This is a genomic window from Pseudomonas sp. H2_D02, from assembly GCF_054677635.1.
This window is the reverse complement of record NZ_CP162816.1, coordinates 3,315,646-3,333,729: the sequence shown is the minus strand read 5'-3', so window position 1 is coordinate 3,333,729 and position 18,084 is coordinate 3,315,646. Positions and strand designations below refer to the sequence as shown.

General features: G+C 60.8%; 11 protein-coding genes and 2 pseudogenes. 9 read left to right on the top strand and 4 right to left on the bottom strand.

Annotated features, from left to right (window positions below; genetic code table 11):
- Positions 1 to 41: 41 nt before the first annotated feature.
- The 4 genes and pseudogenes from AB4N42_RS15515 to AB4N42_RS15500 form a co-directional block, all read right to left on the bottom strand.
- A complete protein-coding gene (locus tag AB4N42_RS15515) occupies positions 42 to 2,198 on the bottom strand; it encodes a glycosyltransferase (RefSeq protein ID WP_460114931.1) in 2,157 nt (718 codons plus the stop codon).
- Positions 2,191 to 2,877 carry a 2OG-Fe(II) oxygenase gene (locus tag AB4N42_RS15510; RefSeq protein ID WP_030141695.1) on the bottom strand — a complete coding sequence of 229 codons (687 nt, stop codon included), beginning with the start codon at positions 2,875 to 2,877 and terminating at the stop codon, positions 2,191 to 2,193. Before AB4N42_RS15510 ends, AB4N42_RS15515 begins: the two co-directional genes overlap by 8 nt.
- Positions 2,871 to 4,217, bottom strand: a pseudogene (locus AB4N42_RS15505) (polysaccharide pyruvyl transferase family protein); the annotation flags it as partial. The pseudogene AB4N42_RS15505 and the gene AB4N42_RS15510, both read right to left, overlap by 7 nt.
- 138 nt (positions 4,218 to 4,355) lie before the next feature.
- Positions 4,356 to 5,579 (bottom strand): annotated as a pseudogene (locus AB4N42_RS15500) (ABC transporter ATP-binding protein); the annotation flags it as partial.
- 183 nt (positions 5,580 to 5,762) lie between these two features.
- Between AB4N42_RS15500 and AB4N42_RS15495 the strand changes: the two are divergent.
- From AB4N42_RS15495 to wecB, 9 genes are all read left to right on the top strand, one after another.
- A complete protein-coding gene (locus AB4N42_RS15495; RefSeq protein ID WP_030141697.1) occupies positions 5,763 to 6,581 on the top strand; it encodes an ABC transporter permease in 819 nt (272 codons plus the stop codon).
- Positions 6,582 to 6,727: 146 nt separating this feature from the next.
- The gene (locus AB4N42_RS15490) at positions 6,728 to 9,178 is read left to right on the top strand and encodes a glycosyltransferase (protein WP_460114930.1); all 2,451 of its coding nucleotides are present in this window, start codon (positions 6,728 to 6,730) and stop codon (positions 9,176 to 9,178) included.
- A gap of 246 nt (positions 9,179 to 9,424) precedes the next feature.
- Positions 9,425 to 11,833 carry a phospholipid carrier-dependent glycosyltransferase gene (locus AB4N42_RS15485; protein WP_460114929.1) on the top strand — a complete coding sequence of 803 codons (2,409 nt, stop codon included), beginning with the start codon at positions 9,425 to 9,427 and terminating at the stop codon, positions 11,831 to 11,833.
- A gap of 12 nt (positions 11,834 to 11,845) precedes the next feature.
- Positions 11,846 to 12,868 carry a glycosyltransferase family 2 protein gene (locus tag AB4N42_RS15480; protein ID WP_460114928.1) on the top strand — a complete coding sequence of 341 codons (1,023 nt, stop codon included), beginning with the start codon at positions 11,846 to 11,848 and terminating at the stop codon, positions 12,866 to 12,868.
- A 110-nt stretch (positions 12,869 to 12,978) separates the two neighbouring features.
- Positions 12,979 to 13,647, top strand: a complete 669-nt coding sequence (locus AB4N42_RS15475) for a class I SAM-dependent methyltransferase (protein WP_460114927.1) — start codon at positions 12,979 to 12,981, stop codon at positions 13,645 to 13,647.
- The gene (locus tag AB4N42_RS15470) at positions 13,644 to 14,051 is read left to right on the top strand and encodes a GtrA family protein (RefSeq protein WP_030141701.1); all 408 of its coding nucleotides are present in this window, start codon (positions 13,644 to 13,646) and stop codon (positions 14,049 to 14,051) included. The genes AB4N42_RS15475 and AB4N42_RS15470 overlap by 4 nt, the downstream gene beginning before the upstream one ends.
- On the top strand, positions 14,051 to 15,334 hold the full coding sequence (locus AB4N42_RS15465) for an NAD-dependent epimerase/dehydratase family protein (protein WP_460114926.1): 1,284 nt from the start codon (positions 14,051 to 14,053) through the stop codon (positions 15,332 to 15,334). Before AB4N42_RS15470 ends, AB4N42_RS15465 begins: the two co-directional genes overlap by 1 nt.
- Positions 15,324 to 16,910: an FAD-dependent oxidoreductase gene (locus AB4N42_RS15460; RefSeq protein WP_460114925.1), complete on the top strand. Its 1,587-nt coding sequence runs from the start codon at positions 15,324 to 15,326 to the stop codon at positions 16,908 to 16,910. Before AB4N42_RS15465 ends, AB4N42_RS15460 begins: the two co-directional genes overlap by 11 nt.
- The gene (gene wecB / locus AB4N42_RS15455) at positions 16,907 to 18,016 is read left to right on the top strand and encodes a non-hydrolyzing UDP-N-acetylglucosamine 2-epimerase (protein ID WP_030141704.1); all 1,110 of its coding nucleotides are present in this window, start codon (positions 16,907 to 16,909) and stop codon (positions 18,014 to 18,016) included. The genes AB4N42_RS15460 and wecB overlap by 4 nt, the downstream gene beginning before the upstream one ends.
- Positions 18,017 to 18,084: the final 68 nt, after the last annotated feature.

Here is an 18,084-nt window from a genome sequence, read left to right as displayed (position 1 = left end):
GCTCCCGCCAAGGGGTTCCGCGAACCTGCATTGCCTCCCACTTAGCCCTTCTCCACGCCAGGCATCTGCCGTTGAACATGGGCCTGCCAAGCGCCCCATTTGCTTTCGAAGTACGCCTGGTTCTTATCCCAGAGCGCCTGATATTCGCCGCTGGCGATCAGCTTCCTGAACGATGCCTGCCCATAGTGATGGATAAACGAATCTTCAGCACACACAGTCCGGTAGCCCGCCGCCTGCACCCGACGGCTGTAGTCGTCGTCCTCGAACATGCCGATCCCGAATGCCTCATCCAGATCCCCCACTTCTTCGAGGATGCCTCGGCGAAAGGCAACACAAAACATCGCGAGCATCGGAATATCGAATGACCGTCCCTTGTGGGCTCCGGTATAGCGGTCTGCAAACGCTTGCATCTGTTGGATATCGGTGTAGGAAACCTCGATTTTCGCTTCGTTGCCGACCGCATTCGTGACCGGCCCCACCATGCCGATACTGGGCTCTCTCAAATGCATGACCAGCGGATCCAGCCAGCCGCCCGGCACTATCGTGTCGTTATTGAGCAACAGCAGGATGTCACCATCGGCTTCTCGCAACCCTTGGTTGTTGGCCGCCGCGAAGCCACGGTTGTCCGGGTTGAGGATGATCTTCGCGGTCGGCACCTCGTTGCGCAGGCGCTCAAGGTAATCCGCCGTGCCGTCCTGCGAGCCGTTGTCGATCACAAGGAGCTGGTAATTGGGCCAGGTGGTATTGCGAAGAATGCTATTGATGCATTGAATCGTCAGACTGAGATTGTTGTACGTCACGAGCACGATGGAGACTTTTTCATACAGTCCGGCGATAGCCAGTTGCAGGCTATTGAATCGATCCTTCCAATCATTGGCCCGGGCGAGCTCCACGCGCCGCTTGTACAAGGCCAGGTCGCGTTCGGCCAGGGCCCGCTCGATCTGCTCGATGAACTCATCGACTCCGGTTGCAAAGTACAGCAAGTCTTCATAAATGCTCATCTCCGCCAATGGCGTGGAGATCACCGGCTTTCCTGCACTGATGTACTCGTAGAACTTCACCGGATCGACCGCATGCGTCACGTTGTAAAGCCTGAAGGGAATCAGGCAGGCGTCGAAATGGTCCAGGTAAAGCGGCATCTGCGCGTAAGGCTTGCGGCCCAGCAACTGCACGTTGGGCTTGTGCTCGAGGCCCGCCAGATCGTCGACGAAAATGTCCCCCACCAGAATGAAGTTCCACTCGGGTCGGCGGTCCGCCAACGCCGCCAGCAATGGATAATCGAGCCATTGCGCCAGGGCGCCGTAGTAGCCAATGACCGGGCCGACCAATCCATTCAGCAAATCATTGGTGAAACAGTTCTGCCGGAAAAAATCGAAGTCCACCGCGTTGCGGACCAGCATGCAGCGGGGGTTGTGGGCGCACCACTTCTGGTAAAGCAGCCCGGCGGAAACGGTGACCAGATCCGCCTGCACAACCAGGGCTTTCTCCTCATTCAGCAATTGTTCGCCGATGTTTGGAAAACCATCCCAGTCATCCATGCAGTCGTAGTGCACGCGCCAGCCATGCAGGGCACGCAGGCTGAGGGCCACGGGGCTCCAGTAAGCGATATGCACCACCGAGAGGGCGGTTCTGATCTGCATATCGGCGACCAACGCAGCCAGGGCATGCAGCAAGGCCTGATGATTCTCAGGCGTTACCACTTTTTCGTAATACGCCGCTTGCGCCTCGCGTTGCAGGGCCACTTCAAAGATATTCGGCGCTACCAACGTCAATCGATACAGCTGCCCCTCCTCCGGTAGGCTGGAGGGCACGATATAAAAAACCCGGTGACCATTGCTCGCGAACTGCCCCATCAATTGCTGCGGTCGCTGGAAGCGTGCGGCCCAATCGATGTTGGCGAAGCAGAGAATATCCAGACGCCCTTTCGTGACGAAATCAGCTTCCACGCCAGGACTCGGCAACGGCCGCGGCGCTGTTGGGTAGGCCGTCGCGGCGACCGGCTCGGGCAATTCATGCGTGGCGCCAAAACCATAACGCATCATCCGGAAAAGCGCGCGCAGGGGCCGGGTCAAACGCCACGAACGGGTGTTCTGCAGGAAATCCACTTGTGCCAGGGCGATATCGCGCTCGTTGATGGCCGCGTCTCTTTGAGCCAAGGCGGCGTCACGGTCGATCTGGCTGCTGTCGATCTTAAGCACGTGGGTACCCATGCAACGGGGTGTCGTCGCCCGCCGGCCACATCGAACTGAGGGAACCCGGTCGATAGAACGTCGCCGTCAGGCTTCGGCGGGAAGAACGGCAGCCGCTCACCACGGGCGTGACCGCATGCCAGGAATTATCCGAACGCACCAGGATCGCCGAGTTGCCCACCAAGGGCTCGATCTCGGCCGCCACGGCGCTGGGATCGTTGCCGCGCAGGATGCTCAGGCACCCGCCGTCGTTGCGATCCCAGGACTCATTGAAATAAAGGATATGGGTGACCAGTTTATCCGGCAGGTCCGGATGGGCCCCCAGGCTCGCGCCGGGGCCGTAATGAAAGACGTTGACCTCCATCGGCACGCTGCGCAGGTCGATCCCGGTCATCTCCGACATGGCCTCTCGATAGCCCGCCGAGCCCAGGTCCTGCGCCAGTTCCAACCACGCCTCGCTCAGTTCTTCGGGGAACGCGATGGCATGGGTGCCCATGCTCACCAGGGCGCGGGCTTCATAGTCATAGTTTTTCTCTCCACCGTAACCGCTCACCGTCTTGAAGTGATCATGGGGAAAGGAGGCCGCCAACGCGGCGGCATCCTCGGGCGAATACAGGCCGCCGATTTCAGCCCATGAGAACGGGTGAGCCTTGAGCGCCGCAGGCGTGAGACGAGAGAGATCTAGCATTGTCTGTTCTTGTTCACTGTGAGGTTTCTGATACCACGGGCGATGGAGCGCAGTGGCGCGGTCATTCGGAACGAGTTGGAGTTCTGCAACTCAAGCATCCTGGCATCACTGAGGGCCAGTTGCTGGCTGAGCTGGACAATCCGTTGCTGCTGAGCAAGGTTGGGTGGCGGCTCGAGGGTGCCTGGCTCCGGCACGACGGGCTTGATCGACGATTCAGCCAGCGCTGGCTCACCCCCCTCGGCCGCGGCCTCGAGCAGATTGGGCAGGTGTTGCAGGAACGCTCCCAAAACCGGCTGGGATGAGGTTTTACCCTGGCGAATAATCGCCGCGACCCGATCCCAGTGATCGACCAACTGATCCGCCGCTGCTTGCGCCGCCAGCGATGGGCGGGTCTTGCCCAACCGCGCGACGAACCATTGCGGGTCGATTGTCGCCGGGTCCGGCAACGCATGAAGCGAGTCGAACCCAGCCAGGGCCGTGTACTTGCCGGTGGTCAGGTCTGCCGAGCAAAACACCGGGACACCAAACGCCAGGGCGGTGATTGCCAGGTGGTAGCTGTGGCCGATCACCGCTTGTGCCTGGCTGATGATTTCCGCCATCAGCAACGGTTCCGGCCAGAACGACAACGTGATGGCCCCGGGCAGACGCCCGGCGATGACCGACGGATCGTCGCCCAGCACGGGGCCTATCGGGACCACCAGGAACTGATAATCCTGGAACGCCTCGGGGTGGTTTTCGAACAGTTTCATGAATGACTCCACGACATGAATGGCGTGGATCACGATGTACGGCCCAGTCAGCCCGGCGTGCTCGCGCAGGCGAATGAATTCTGCGGAGGGCTGCTGCTCATCGATCAGGTGCGGCAAGCCAAACGCGGTATCGGGCAGCACGTCGATGTCGGCATGCTGGGCGAGCGCGCCGAGCGTATCGCGCGTCAGTGCATCACGGACTCGCACGTACTGGCTTTGTTCGAGGGCCATCGTCAATAGCGGCCTGGCCCAGGCGGGAACATCGTTGCAGTGCATACCGGGGGCATTCCATATCACTGGAATAGCATGCTGCAACGCGATCAACGCAGGCGTCAGCCAATAACCGGTCGGGTGATGGATATCGGCAGTTGGCGGACCATAGCCATGGGCCACGACTTTATCGAAGCGGATCAGAAATCCACCGCCGATCAGGACGCCATCCAGGCTGGCCGCCATACCGGGCAGTTCCGTCAGCGACGTCACTGCGTAGGGCCATTCAGGGCGGCGTTTTTCATGATAGGAAAACCGATGCAGCTCGACTGGCCCCAAGCGCCGGCCCAGCTCCGCCTCGGCAATGATCGGAAACAACAGGTCGCCGTAGTTTTCGACGTCGAAGGTGCCGAATATGGCGACCTGCCACCCTCGCTCGTCCTGGTGTCCCGCCAAAACCGTTTCTCCTTGAGCCCCGCAGGCGTTGAGAAGCGACTGGACCGATGGAGGATCGATTCTCTTCAGTCCCAGGTCGACCATGCCCAGGAATTGCCTGGGGCTTGGCAACATGTCGAACGCCAGCGGCGCAACCTGTTTCTCGATCAGTTGCGAAGTGTCTTCCGTCGCCCCGTGCAACAGCTTGAGGGTGACATGATAGCGGCCCTCGGCGAGGTTGGCCGGGAAGCGCACCGTGATCGCCGCCCGCCGCCAGCCGTTCTCGACCGGGCCTGGTTGCAGGGCGAAATTGCCACCACCAATCACCAGCAGCCTGGCCTCCTGGACAGTAAAGCTGATGTTGGGTTGAGTGATCGACTCATGCAGCATCGCCTCGACGCGAATCTCGATGTCGTCGCCATACAGGTAGCTGGAGCAAAGCTGCTCGGTATTGGTGAAGCAGGCAGCGCTGATATGCCCCTCTTCGGTTCCGAAGGCTATCCCCTCCTGCCCGCCGATAAACGACTTGCGTGTCACCGGTATGACCCCGCCGCTGGCCCAGCGACGTTGCTCATCACGCATGTCGAGCAAGTGCAGCTCGGCCATTTCGTCAGGCGAGCCGCTGGCCACGACCCGGCCCGCACGCAGGTAGATGACTCGGTGGCAGAAGCGCTTGACCATGCTCATGTCATGGGAAACGAACAGCAGCGTCGTGCCCTTCGCAGCCAGTTCTTCCAGCCGGTTCAGGCATTTGAATTGAAAGGACGCATCGCCGACCGAAAGAGCTTCATCGACGATCAGGATCTCGGGTTCCACACACACCGAAACGGCGAAGGCCAACCGCACCAGCATCCCGCTGGAATAGATCTTGGTGGGTTGGTCGATGAAGTCGCCGATATTGGCGAAGGCGAGGATATCATCGAAGCGAGCGTCGATTTCCGAGCGACTCAAGCCCAGCACTGCCGCGTTCACATAGACATTTTCCCGCCCGGTGAACTCTGGATTGAAACCAGACCCCAGCTCAAGCAGCGCGGCAATCCGGCCATGTCCCTGGACACTGCCCCGGGTCGGCATCAACGTTCCGCAGATCAGTTGCAACAACGTGGACTTGCCGCTGCCGTTACGGCCGATGATTCCGACGGTCTCGCCCTTGGCGATGGTCAGGGAAACATCATCCAGGGCCCAGAACTCACGGTAGAAACGCTTCCTGCCGCGCACCAGCATCTGCAACAGACGGTCCTTGGGCGCATCGTAAATCTGATAACACTTGCTCAGGTTCTCGGCGCGGATGGCCACTTCAAACGACATCGGCAAAACCCTTCCATGAAACACGACCCATATTACGGCGCCGCTGAACAGTTCCTTTGTCGGGCGCTGCGGATGAGTTAAGCACAGAAACGGGAAAAAACGCCGGATGAATCTACACTGGGTCTACCTCCATGAAGAAGCCACTCAAGGAGCCCCGAATATCGCCTCAAGGATCACGCAACAATGCAGTCGTTCAACACGTCCCCTGCTGCCATGGTCAAGAGTGTCCTGATCAATCGCCTGTTGATCTTCGTGTTGATCCGCAGGGAAGTCGCCGGTCGTTACAAAGGCTCGATGCTCGGTATCTTGTGGTCGTTCTTCACGCCCGTGTTCATGCTGGTGGTCTACACATTCGTATTCAGTGTCGTGTTCAAGGCCCGCTGGTCGGGCGGCGGCGAGTCCAAGAGCGAATTCGCCCTGGTGCTCTTCGCTGGCCTGCTGGTCTTCAACCTGTTTTCCGAATGCATGAATCGTGCGCCGGGCCTGGTGCTGGCCAATACCAATTACGTCAAGAAAATCATATTCCCATTGGAAACCCTGCCCCTGGTGTCGCTCGGCGCAGCACTGTTCCACATGGCCATCAGCGTGCTGGCCTGGCTGATCTTTTATGTCGTCCTGTTCGGCCCCCCGCCGATAACCGCCCTTCTGCTGCCACTGGTGCTCTTTCCAATGGTGTTGCTAACGCTGGGGCTCTCCTGGTTCCTCGCCTCGATCAGCGTCTACCTGCGCGATATCGGCCAGTTCATCGGCATCATTGTCACGGCGATGCTGTTCCTCTCGCCGATTTTCTATCCACGCTCGACGCTTCCGCACAGCTATCAGGCCGCCTTGCAGGCAAACCCGCTGACGTTGCCGGTGGAAATGGTTCGCGATGTGCTGTTCTGGGGCAGACCGCCGCAATGGGATCAATTGGCCACCTACTCGGCGATCGCCGTGCTGGTCGCCTGCGCCGGGTTTGCCTGGTTCCAGAGGACCCGAAAAGGCTTTGCCGATGTCATATGAGCCCGTTGGCGTGGCGCGCTGGGCAGCACCCGCTATGATGATTCATGGCACGGCTGGAGCCGGTGCTTGCCTGGTGATTGAAGTCGACAACAATCCTGAAACATTTGGGGTGCGTTGCCGTAATGACCAAAGGACCGAAGGAACGCATGGACCCAATCAACCGTCTTGTTGATCGCATTGACCAGCTGACTCGCTCGACACAATCCAGATCCATAGAAGCCTTGCAGTTGGTCAAGGAGATCGAGAATCGGGATCGGCTCATCAATCAGCTGCGCCTCGATTCCAAAGCGCTTGGCACTCGTCTGTCACTTCAAGAGTATGACGCCCGGCGGCTGCGCGAGCGGCTGCGGCTGGCTGAACAGCGCCTCAAGAACGCCGAGGCGTTGCTCAAGACGAAACAGCGCGAGGCGGTCGCGCTGTCAGATTGGGCGGTGGATCTGCGTGCCCAACTGGCGGCGAAGCAGGCTGAGCTGTTCAAACTCTGCGACTGGGGCAACGCCATCGAGCGCGCACCGCTGCGTTATTCGATACGCAAGATGGCGTATCGACTGTCACGCTGGGTCTACGCGTGGCTGCCCCTCACCGCACAGGTGAAAAGCAAGCTGGCGCGCCGGCTTCGAAACGGGTTCAAGCAGCGCAAGGCAAAGCCAGGCGAAACAGCGGCATCCGCAAGCCTCGCCCCGCTGCCGTCCCTGCCACCGTCGCCGGACCTGGCTGTGCCGTCCAACGCCGGACAACCGATGATCCTGATGTTCGGCGTGATTGACTGGCACTTCCGTATCCAGCGCCCGCAAAACCTGGCCAAGGAATTGGCCAGGGCAGGACAAACGACTTTTTATATCTCCAACCACTTTATCGACGATGATGACCCCGGTTTTGAAGCCGAGCCCTTGGCGGGTTCCCATCGGCTGTTCCAGATTCGTTTCAAGGTACGCGGCGCGCCAGCCATTTATCATGCCCCACCGTCAGCCGCCGCGATCCGCCAGTTGTGCCAAGGCTTGGCGATGTTGTTGGAGTCAGCGAATGTCGGTGCCGTGGATTGCATCGTCCAGCACGCCTACTGGTTCCCACTGGCCAGGCGCGTCCCCAACTCCACGCTGGTCTATGACTGCATGGATCATCATGAGGGCTTCGGCAATGTCGCCCAGGAATTGCTCGACCTTGAAATCGCCTTGATGCGCAGGGCGGACCTGCTGGTGGCGACATCCGACTGGATCGAACAACACGGCAAGCGGGAAAACCGCAACGTGGAGGTGATCCGCAACGCCTGTGAGTTCAGCTTCTTCAGCCAACGTCCAGGCAAGGTCTATCAGGACCCCGCCAACAGAAAGATCATCGGTTATTACGGTGTCATTGCCGAATGGTTCGATCTGGACCTGGTCAGGCAAGTCGCTCGATCGTTCCCGCAACACCTGATCCTGCTGATCGGCAGCGACACCGTCCAGGCAAGGAAATATTTCAAGCACTGTCCGAACGTGGTCCTGGAGGGCGAAGTCCCGTACGCCTCCCTGCCCTACTATCTGCACGCCATGGACGTGTGCCTGCTTCCATTCAAGGTGATGCCGCTGACCCTCGCCACCAACCCGGTCAAGGTCTATGAGTACCTGAGCGCGGGCAAACCGGTGGTCTCGGTGAAACTGCCGGAGTTGAGCCAGTTCGGCAAACTCGTCTGGGCCGTTGAACAGCCGGATGAGTTTATCTTGGCCATACGCAATGTCCTGGATGCGCTGCCGGAGGCCCGCGCCCTGCGGCAGGCGCGTCAATCATTCGCTCGGGGCCAGACCTGGCGGCATCGGGCCATCCGCCTGCGCCAGGCCATCGCGACATTGCCACTGCCCAAGGTCAGCGTGGTGGTGCTGACCTATAACAACCTCGAACTGACCAAGGCCTGCCTCGACAGCCTGTTGACCCAAAGCCAATACCCCAATCTGGAAATCATCGTCGTTGACAACCACTCCAGCGACGAGACCCCAGCGTATCTCTGCGCCTGGGCCGAAGGGCACCCGGACCGGATCGTCATCCTCAACCCGGACAACAAGGGGTTCGCCGCGGGCAACAACGTAGGTCTCGCGGCAGCCAGTGGTGACTACCTGGTTATCCTGAACAACGACACGATCGTTACCGCTGGCTGGATCAAGGGCTTGATTCGCCATCTACGGGACAACAAGGAAATCGGCATCATCGGCCCGATCACCAACAACATCGGCAATGAAGCCAAGGTCGGCACCCGCTATGACCGGGTAGACGACATGCCCGCCGAAGCCGCGCGAATGACTCGCGCCCGCATGGGCGAATGGTTCGAGATCAATACCCTGGCGTTTTTCTGCGTGATGTTCCCGCGCTCGACCTACGAGCAGATCGGTGGCCTCTGCGAAGAATACGGCCTGGGTTTTTTCGAGGATGACGACTACTGCCGCCGCGTACAGCGTCGCGGCATGCGCGCGGCCTGTGCCGAGGATGTCTTCGTGCACCATCACCTGTCCGCCTCGTTCAACGCCCTGGGGGCCCGGAAAAAGCAGGCACTTTTCGAGAAGAACCGGGCGATCTACGAGAGCAAGTGGGGATCCTGGGTTCCGCATACGTACCGAGACGCCTGAACGTCCTTCGCATGCAACGCTATTTACTTAAGGGAGCAGATGAATGTGTGGCGAGGGAGCTTGCTCCCGCTGGGCTGCGTAGCGGCCCTTAGCCCAGCCACCGCAGCGTGCCAGATTGCTTGCATTCTGCCTTTTGGGGCCGCTGCGCCCGAGGCGTCGGACCGGCCCAGCGGGAGCAAGCTCCCTCGCCACGAATCTTTGGTTTGCCTTAATGAACAGCACTGTCCCTTCAGCCGAGACGATAATTTGCCCAGATACAGCCTGAAATACGCAGTGGTGTTATTGGTTCTACTGGCGAGTGTGGCGGTCGGCGCCTACGGGTTTTCGACGCTTGAAATGGTGTCCATGAACAGCGGCGCCCGGACGATACTGCTGTCCTTGGGAAGCCTGGCTGTCCTCACCGTCTTCACTCGCCGAACACCGTACATCCTCTGCCTGGGTTTACTGGCCTGCTTGTCCATCGTCTGCGCACAGGTGTGGCCGGTGATGGTCGTCGCGTTGTTGGCACTGTCTGCCACTGTGCTCGGCAAGTGGATGCTCAAGCGACACAACACGGCCGACTGGAGCGTCCATCTGCTGGTGGGAGCGGGCACGCTCGGAACCTTCACAGGCTGGGCGGCGTACCTGCCGATCAACTACCCCTGGCTGTACGGCGCGCTGCTGTCGTTGCCACTTCTACTGGGGCGCAAACACGTGATCTCGCTAGGTCACGAACTGCTGGAGCACACCCGGGCTGTCCGCTCGGCGCAAACACCTATCCAGACGGGGCTCGACGTACTGATTTGCGGCTTCGCCTGCCTTTACGTCCTGGTCGCCTTCATGCCCGAGGTCGGCCACGACGCCTTGGCCATGCACCTCTTCATCCCTTCACACATGGCGCAGCGGCATCAGTGGTCGTTCGACGCGAGCACGTACGTGTGGGCGGTCATGCCCATGCTGGCCGACTGGATCTACAGCATCGTCTACCTGCTGGCCGGCGAAACGGCATCACGCTTGACCAATAGCGCATTCACCCTGTTGCTGGCGTGGCAGATCCACAACATGACCCTCTGGGCCGGAGGCTCTGCCACGAGTGCCCGCTGGGCAAGCCTGATCTTTCTCTCGACGCCCCTCGCCTTCGCCGAAAGTAGCAGCCTGCACATCGAGTCGGCGTGGACGGCCTTCATGATGGCCGGGACGCTGGCGATCCTGAAGGTTTCCAGCTTTACACCGGAGCCCAGGGAGCGCTTGTCGCAATTGCTCTTGGCTGGCCTCCTGCTGGGCTTCGCCCTGGCGACCAAAGCCGTGACCTTGAGCGTGCTGCCGGTCCTGTTGGTGGTTCTCTTGTTTCAGTACAAGGCCTGGGCCATCCAAGGGGTCGTCAAGACGCTGCTGCTGGGCGGCGCCGGCCTGATGTTGGCCGGTGCGCCCCCCTACGTCTCGGCCGGGTACCTGACCGGCAATCCGGTATTTCCGTTTTTCAACGCCATTTTCCATTCTCCGCTCTGGCCGGACATCAACTTCGAACCGCCGGCCACTTTCGGTACGGGGATGAGCTGGGACACGCTGTACCGGATGGTCTTCAAGTCGCCCGAGTTCATCGAAGGGCGAGTCGGCGCGGCAGGCTTCCAATGGTTGTTGCTGCCGACCGCTGCGGTCGCCGTGCTGTTGAGTGGCAACAGAAAAGCCCTGTGGATCCTGCTGGTCGCCGCCGGCGCGATGTTCGTGACGTTCCACTCAACGGCCTATCTGCGTTACGTGTTCCCCTCCTTCGCCCTCTTCTCGGTGATCCTCGCCCTACCGTTTTCCGACAGCAGGATCTTCCCGCGCAGCCTCGCCATGGTCGCCGGTGCCTTGTTGATCCTGACCAATACTCGTTTCATCCAGGCCGCCACCTACTATGGCGACATCAAGCCCTCCGCGCTGTTGAGCCAGGCCGGTCGGGAGGGCTATCTGCTGGAGCGCCTGCCCCTGCGGAAAATGGTCGACACCGTCAACGCGTTGAACACCGGCCATCAGCCCGTGGCGATCTTCGCGTCGCCTTTGATGGCGGGCTTGCGCGGCGATGCCCTTTACGCCTCCTGGTACAACCTCAAGTGGAAGGGCGAGGTCGACGCGGCGACTTCATCTTCGGAGCTTGCCCGGCGCTTGCGCCAGCGCCAAGTGAATTGGCTGGTGATCGACCTCAAGTCCCTTCCCCAGGCGCGACTGGACCTGCTGCTCAACGTGTCAACCTCCTATGCCCGACTGGGTGACCTGGACCTGCGCAAACTCAACGTCACGCACTACGAGCATCTGCTCAATCCGCAGCTGTCCAGCCTGGACGGCTGGAGCCTGACGACACCTTCGAGCTACGACCCATCGCGCAAAACCCTCACGGTCAACGTCAAGGCCCCGGCGACGCAACGGGTCGAGGTGACGCCGGGGCTGACGTACATCAACAGCGTATCCGCACGCTGCGCAACGACGCCCACCAAGGGAAGAATCCAGGCCAACTGGATGGACGCCCAAGGCGCCTTCATCACGGCCAGCATCGAAACGTTTGATTGCACCACGCAATGGGAGACCCACGAAATGAACGTCATCGCCCCCGCGAATGCCACCTCCGCGATCATTTATGCCTCCGGCCACACCGACACTCCGCTGGAGTTCAAGTCACTCTCATTCAGGCGATAGCGGGCGATCACGATGAATTCAAAAACCGAGCTTTTCACGGATGAACAGCGAGTCGCCGTGGTCATCCCCAGCTATCGGGTCACCGCGCACATCGTCGATGTCATAGACGCCATAGGGCCGGAGGTCTGGCGCATCTACGTCATCGACGATGCCTGCCCGGATGGCTCGGGCGGGCATGTGCTGGCCTCCTGTAACGATCCTCGGGTCAAGGTGCTGCCCCACGACGTCAACAAGGGCGTGGGCGGTGCGGTCATGACCGGCTATCGAGCAGCCCTGGCCGACGGTGCAAGCATCATCGTCAAAATCGACGGGGACGGCCAGATGGACCCGACCCTGATCCCGCTGTTCATCGAACCGATCCTGGCCGGTGAAGCCGACTACACCAAGGGCAACCGTTTTTTCAATCTTGAAGAAGTCCAATCGATGCCGCGGCTGCGCCTGTTCGGCAACGCTGTATTGTCGCTGATGGCCAAACTGTCGACCGGTTACTGGGACCTGTTCGACCCCACCAACGGCTACACGGCGATTCACCGCGACGTGGCCCGGCTGCTGCCTCTGGACAAGGTCAGCCAACGCTATTTTTTCGAGACCGACATTCTGTTCCGGCTGAACACCGTGCGCGCCGTGGTCGTGGATGTTCCGATGGAAGCCCGATACGGCGACGAAGTCAGCCACCTCAAGATCTCGAGAATCATTGGCGAGTTCCTGTTCAAACACCTGCGCAACTTCACCAAGCGCGTGCTCTATAACTACTACTTGCGCGACATGTCCCTGGCTTCGATCGAGCTGCCGCTCGGGGTCCTGATGTTCTTGTTCGGCATCTTCTTCGGCAGCTACCACTGGTTCGAATCGGCACAGAATGGCGTCGCGACGCCAGCCGGAACCGTGATGCTCAGCGCACTGCCCATGCTCATGGGGCTGCAACTGATCATGGCATTCCTTGGTTATGACATCGCCTCGGTGCCCAACAGGCCCCGGCACTCCAGGCGCAGCAAAGCAACGTCGTTACGGGAAGAAAACTCATCAAAGCATTAAGGGATTTTTTATCGGACCCGTCGCTCAAGGCGTTGGACGTCGATGGCATCGAGCGCCTCGAACTTCACGACAAAGTGCTCGGGCGCAAACGGATGCTGCGGGAGGTCTTCGTGGAGTTCCACCACGCGTTCCATCGCCTGGCAGCGCGCTACTTCACAGCGGAAGGCCTTGAAGTGGAGCTGGGGGCCGGCATCGCGCCCATGCGCAACTCATACCCGCAAGTGCTGGCGACTGACATTGTCTGCACTGAGCGACTGGACATGGCGCTCGATGCCGAAGCAATGAACCTGGGCGATCGTTCGGTCCGGGCATTTTATGGCCAGAACTGTTTTCACCACTTTCCTCACCCGGATCGTTTTTTCAAAGAGCTGGAAAGAACCCTCAAGGTGGGTGGCGGCGCCATTTTGATCGAGCCGTTCCACGGCCCGTTTGCGGCGTTTCTCTATAGGCGCTTGTTCAAATCCGAAGGGTTCGACATGCAATTCCCCTCCTGGGAAACGCCCTCGACCGGCCCCATGAACGGTGCCAACCAGGCCCTCAGCTACATCGTCTTCGTGCGCGACAGGGAGGCGTTCGAGCGCAATCACCCCGGCCTGGAAATCGTCCATCAGGAGATCTGCGGCAACTATCTGCGCTACTTGATTTCCGGCGGCCTGAACTTTCGCCAGTTGTTGCCTGATGCGCTGATCCCCGTGCTCAAAGTCACCGAAAAATTGCTGCATCCGTTGCGGCGGGTATTGGCGCTGCATCACATCGTGGTGCTCAGGAGGACGTCTTGACCTTCATCCGATACGGCGCCATCCAGCTCATGGCCTATACGTTGGACATGGGTGCCTTTTTGCTGTTGATCACGTTTTTCGAGGGGCACCCCGTCCTGGCCAACATCGCCGGCAAAGTCACCGCCGGTGTGTTCGCATTTTTCCTGCATCGACACTTCACGTTCCAATCGACCCACGGCAGCGGCAAGGCCCAAGCGGTGCGCTATTTTTCATTGCTCGCCATCAACATCCCAGTCGCTTCGGCACTGTTCAGCGTGGGCCTGTATTTCGTCGACAGCCCTGCCCCGGTGAAATTGATCTGCGACGTGGTCTGCGTAGCCTTGACCTACTGGATCAGCAAACTGTTCGTGTTTCACTCCAACACGCCCCCGCCCGCTCCCGCTGACCGCGCGGAGGGTGCTTGATGAAACTGGTGATTACCGGCGCGACCGGCTACATCGGACAACGTTTGGCCGCCCTCGCGGCAGCCAGCGGACACGAGGTCATTTGCGCCACGCGCCAGCCATGCCCCGCCCGTTACACCTGGCTTCCCTATGACCTGCGGGGCCCGGCCCCCGATTTCCCCGTTGGCACCCAGGCGTTGATCCATTTGGCGGCCGATACCTCCAACACTGCCCACCGCGACGCGGACGACGAAGTCAGGGCAGCCCAGGCGCTGATCGAACGCGCCCACCAAGGCTCGGCCAAGTTCATCTTCATCTCCAGCCAAACCGCCGAAGCCACGGCCCCGAGCGTTTATGGCAGGACCAAGTGGCGTATCGAACAACAGGTGCTCGCCGCCGGCGGCACCATCATCCGCCCCGGCCAAGTCTATGGCGGCCCCGAGCGCGGGCTTTTTGGGCAGTTGTCCCGTTGGGTCCGGCGAAGCCCGTTCATACCGATCCTCCTGCCTGCGCCTTGCGTGCAACCCATCCATGCCGATGACCTCGCAGCCTCGATACTCGCGGTTGTCGAGCGGGACGACATGCGTGCCGAAATCCTCAACCTGGGCGCCGTGCAGCCCATCGCGTTTGGCCGTTTCCTCATGTCGATCGCGACGCACCGGGCCCGTACCACTCGCCTGCCGATCCCGGTGCCCGTGGTATTGCTCAGGCTATTGCGTCGCTCACTCGGCCAGTCGTTGAGTACGAAAGTGGGCCTGGAGCGAATGTTTTCCCTCATCCAACTGCCGCCCATGGACAGCGAGCGCTCCCTGCAAAGAGTCGGCATCACGCTGCGCCCCCTTGCCTACGGCATGCATCGTTCCGGCCACGGTCAACGTCGAGGCCTTCTCCAGGAAGCTGCGGTTGTCTTGAGCTACCTGCTCAAACACCCGCCACAAAAAAGCCTGGTCCGCCGCTATGCGCGGGCACTGGAGCGAGCCGGCAAGCGGCATCCTGTCCTCCAATCGCGCCTGCTGACGCGCTGGCCAATATTGCTCGCGCTTCTGGACAACCCTGCCGTCCTGCTCAAGCCTGATGGCCGGGAGCTGGCCTGGCGCCTGCACGTCGCACTGGGTATCGCCGAAGCCAGCCGCCAGGGTGCACTCGTGTTTCTCGGCGACCAGCAGCCGCGAAGCCTGGTCGCCACGGCGGTTGCGCTGGGACTGACCGCACTCAAGGCGCTGGTATGGAAGCTGGCGGCGTTGGCGTGCCGTCCCTTTGCCCGCCAACTGATACTTGAAAGGGAAACCCCGCGTGGCGCCTGAATTCGACGTCATCATTGTCGGCAGCGGTCCGGCGGGGACTTCGGCTGCCTATCCGCTGGTCAAGGCGGGCCTGAAAGTCCTCATGGTCGATGCCCAGGCCGATACGGCCTCACCGGTGCTGCCAAGCCGTCCGTTTCTCGACGCCAGGGCCAACGACGAGCACCAGTGGAAATGGCTGATCGGCGAGAACTTTCACGCCTTGAACCAGCTGGACGCGGTATCGCCCAAGCTGAAGACGCCGACCCATACCCATGTCTTCGAAGGGTTCAGCGCCAGCAATCACATCGAGACCGACAACTTCATCGGCATCGGCTCGCTGGCCACCGGCGGCCTGTCCAATGCCTGGGGCTGCGGCGTGGCAGCACTCGGAGCCAGCGACTTTGCCGGGTTGTCCTTCAGTCACTCCGAGATGCAGGCGTCCTACGAAACGGTCGCGCGCCGAATCGGTATCAGTGGTCGTGCCGACGATGACCTGTCGAGCTACTTCGGCCTCGATGAATGGTCGCAACCGCCCCTGCCGCTGGACACCTTGCATCAACGCCTGCTCGACCAGTACACCCGCCGCCACGCGGCATTTCACGAGCACGGGTTTCGCCTGGGCCGCTCCAGGGTTGCCGTCCTGAGCCAGCCCATGGACGAGCGCAAGGCCTGCGATCTATCTGGAAACTGCTTGTGGGGCTGCCACAACCAGGCCTTGTACAGCGCGTCGCAAGAATTGAAGAAACTCAAGCAATACCCCGGCTTCCAGCACGTCCAGGATTTTCTTGTGGAGGACTTGCTGGAACAGGAGGGTTCATGGGCAATCATCGATCGTCGTTCAGCCCGTCGCTTGCGCGCTACGCGCCTGCTGTTGGCGGCCGGCACCCTGGCCTCGACCAGGCTCGCCCTCAAGGCCCTGAACCATCGCGACTCGATACCGCTGCTGTCATCGCCGACGGCGGCGTTCCTGCTGTGGCTGCCAAAAATGCTCGGCACCCCCAGGACCTCGACATTTGGCCTGGGCCAGCTATCGTTCGCCCTGCAGCTATCGTCCAGCACCACCGCGTTCGGCTCGACGTTCAGTACCACAGGCTTACCCATGAGCGAGTTCGTCAGCCGGATCCCCCTGAGCAAGCGCTACAGCATCGAACTGCTGAGGAACCTGCTGAGCGCTTGCGTCGTCGGAAATATTTTCCTTCCCGGGCAGTTGTCCAACAACACAGCGGTCTTGCGTGCCGATGGTTCGTTGCACATCCACGGCCAGGTACGTCCCGAACTCCCCGGACTCATGCAGACTGCCGAGACGAAGCTGCGCCGGTTCTATTGGACGTTGGGCGCGCTGTTGATGCCCATGAGTTTCACCGTCGGCCGTCCCGGGGCGGATATCCATTACGCGGGAACCCTACCGATGCGCTCGATGCCGAAGATCGGGCAGACCGATCGCCTGGGTGAGATCGCAGGCCTTGGCGGAGTGCACATCGTCGACGGCGCCTGCCTGCCCAGCCTGACCGAAAAGTCCCACACGCTGACACTCATGGCCAATGCGGACCGGATAGCCCGCTCACTTGCCACCACGATAGGAAATCAGAAGGCATGACCCACAAGGTACTCTGCATCGTCGGCACGCGCCCGGAGGCGATCAAGATGGCGCCCGTGATCAAGGCGCTCCAGGCCGAAAACAATATCGAGTGCCGGGTGCTCGCCACCGCCCAGCACCGAGGCCTGCTGGACCAGATCCTGGAGGGGTTCGCGATCACAGCCGACCTGGACCTGGACATCATGCGTCCCGACCAGTCATTGGCCACACTGACCTCACGCTTGACGCTTGAACTCGACGGCGTACTGCAATCGGAGAAACCGGATGTCGTACTGGCTCAGGGCGACACGACCACGGTCATGTGCGCCGCATTGACGTGTTTCTACCGGCGGATTCCCTTTGGCCATGTCGAAGCCGGCCTGCGGACCGGCGACCTCTGCAACCCGTTTCCCGAAGAAGCCAATCGGGTGATCGCCAGCAAGCTGACCCGCTGGCATTTCGCGCCCACCCAGCGCGCCGTGGACAACCTGTTGGGCGAAGGGGTCGCCAACAGCGATATCAGCCTGACCGGCAATACCGTGATCGACGCCTTGCTGATGACCGCCGAACAGGACTCAGCCTTGGCTGCCCCGCTGGATGCCAGCAAACGCCTGGTGCTGGTGACCGCCCATCGACGGGAGAACTTCGGCGAACCGTTCCGCAATATCTGCCAGGCCCTCAAGCGACTGGCCGAACGAAACCCAGGCATCCAGATTCTCTATCCCGTCCATCCCAACCCGAACGTCAAGGATGTCGCGCATCGCCTGCTCGGCCAAACCCCAAATATTCTTCTCTGCGCGCCGCTGGATTACGCGGCGTTTATCGCGGCGATGAAACGCTCATACCTGATCATCAGTGACTCCGGCGGGGTGCAGGAAGAAGCGCCAGCCCTGGGCAAACCCGTGCTGGTGTTGCGGGAGGAAACCGAACGCCCGGAGGCGGTCGAGCTCGGCGTGGTCAGGCTGGTCGGTGCCAACCCGGACACCATCGTCGAACAGGCCCAGCGCCTGCTCGATGACCCGCAGGCGTACCGAGCCATGGCCCGCGGGGTATCGCCCTATGGCGATGGCAAGGCCGCAGCCCGCATCGTCGAAGTCTTGAAGCGGTACTTCCAGTCATGCGCATGATCTATCTGTCCCCGGTGCCGTGGGCCAACTTCAGCCAACGCCCCCACCACTTCGTCGACTGGTATCAC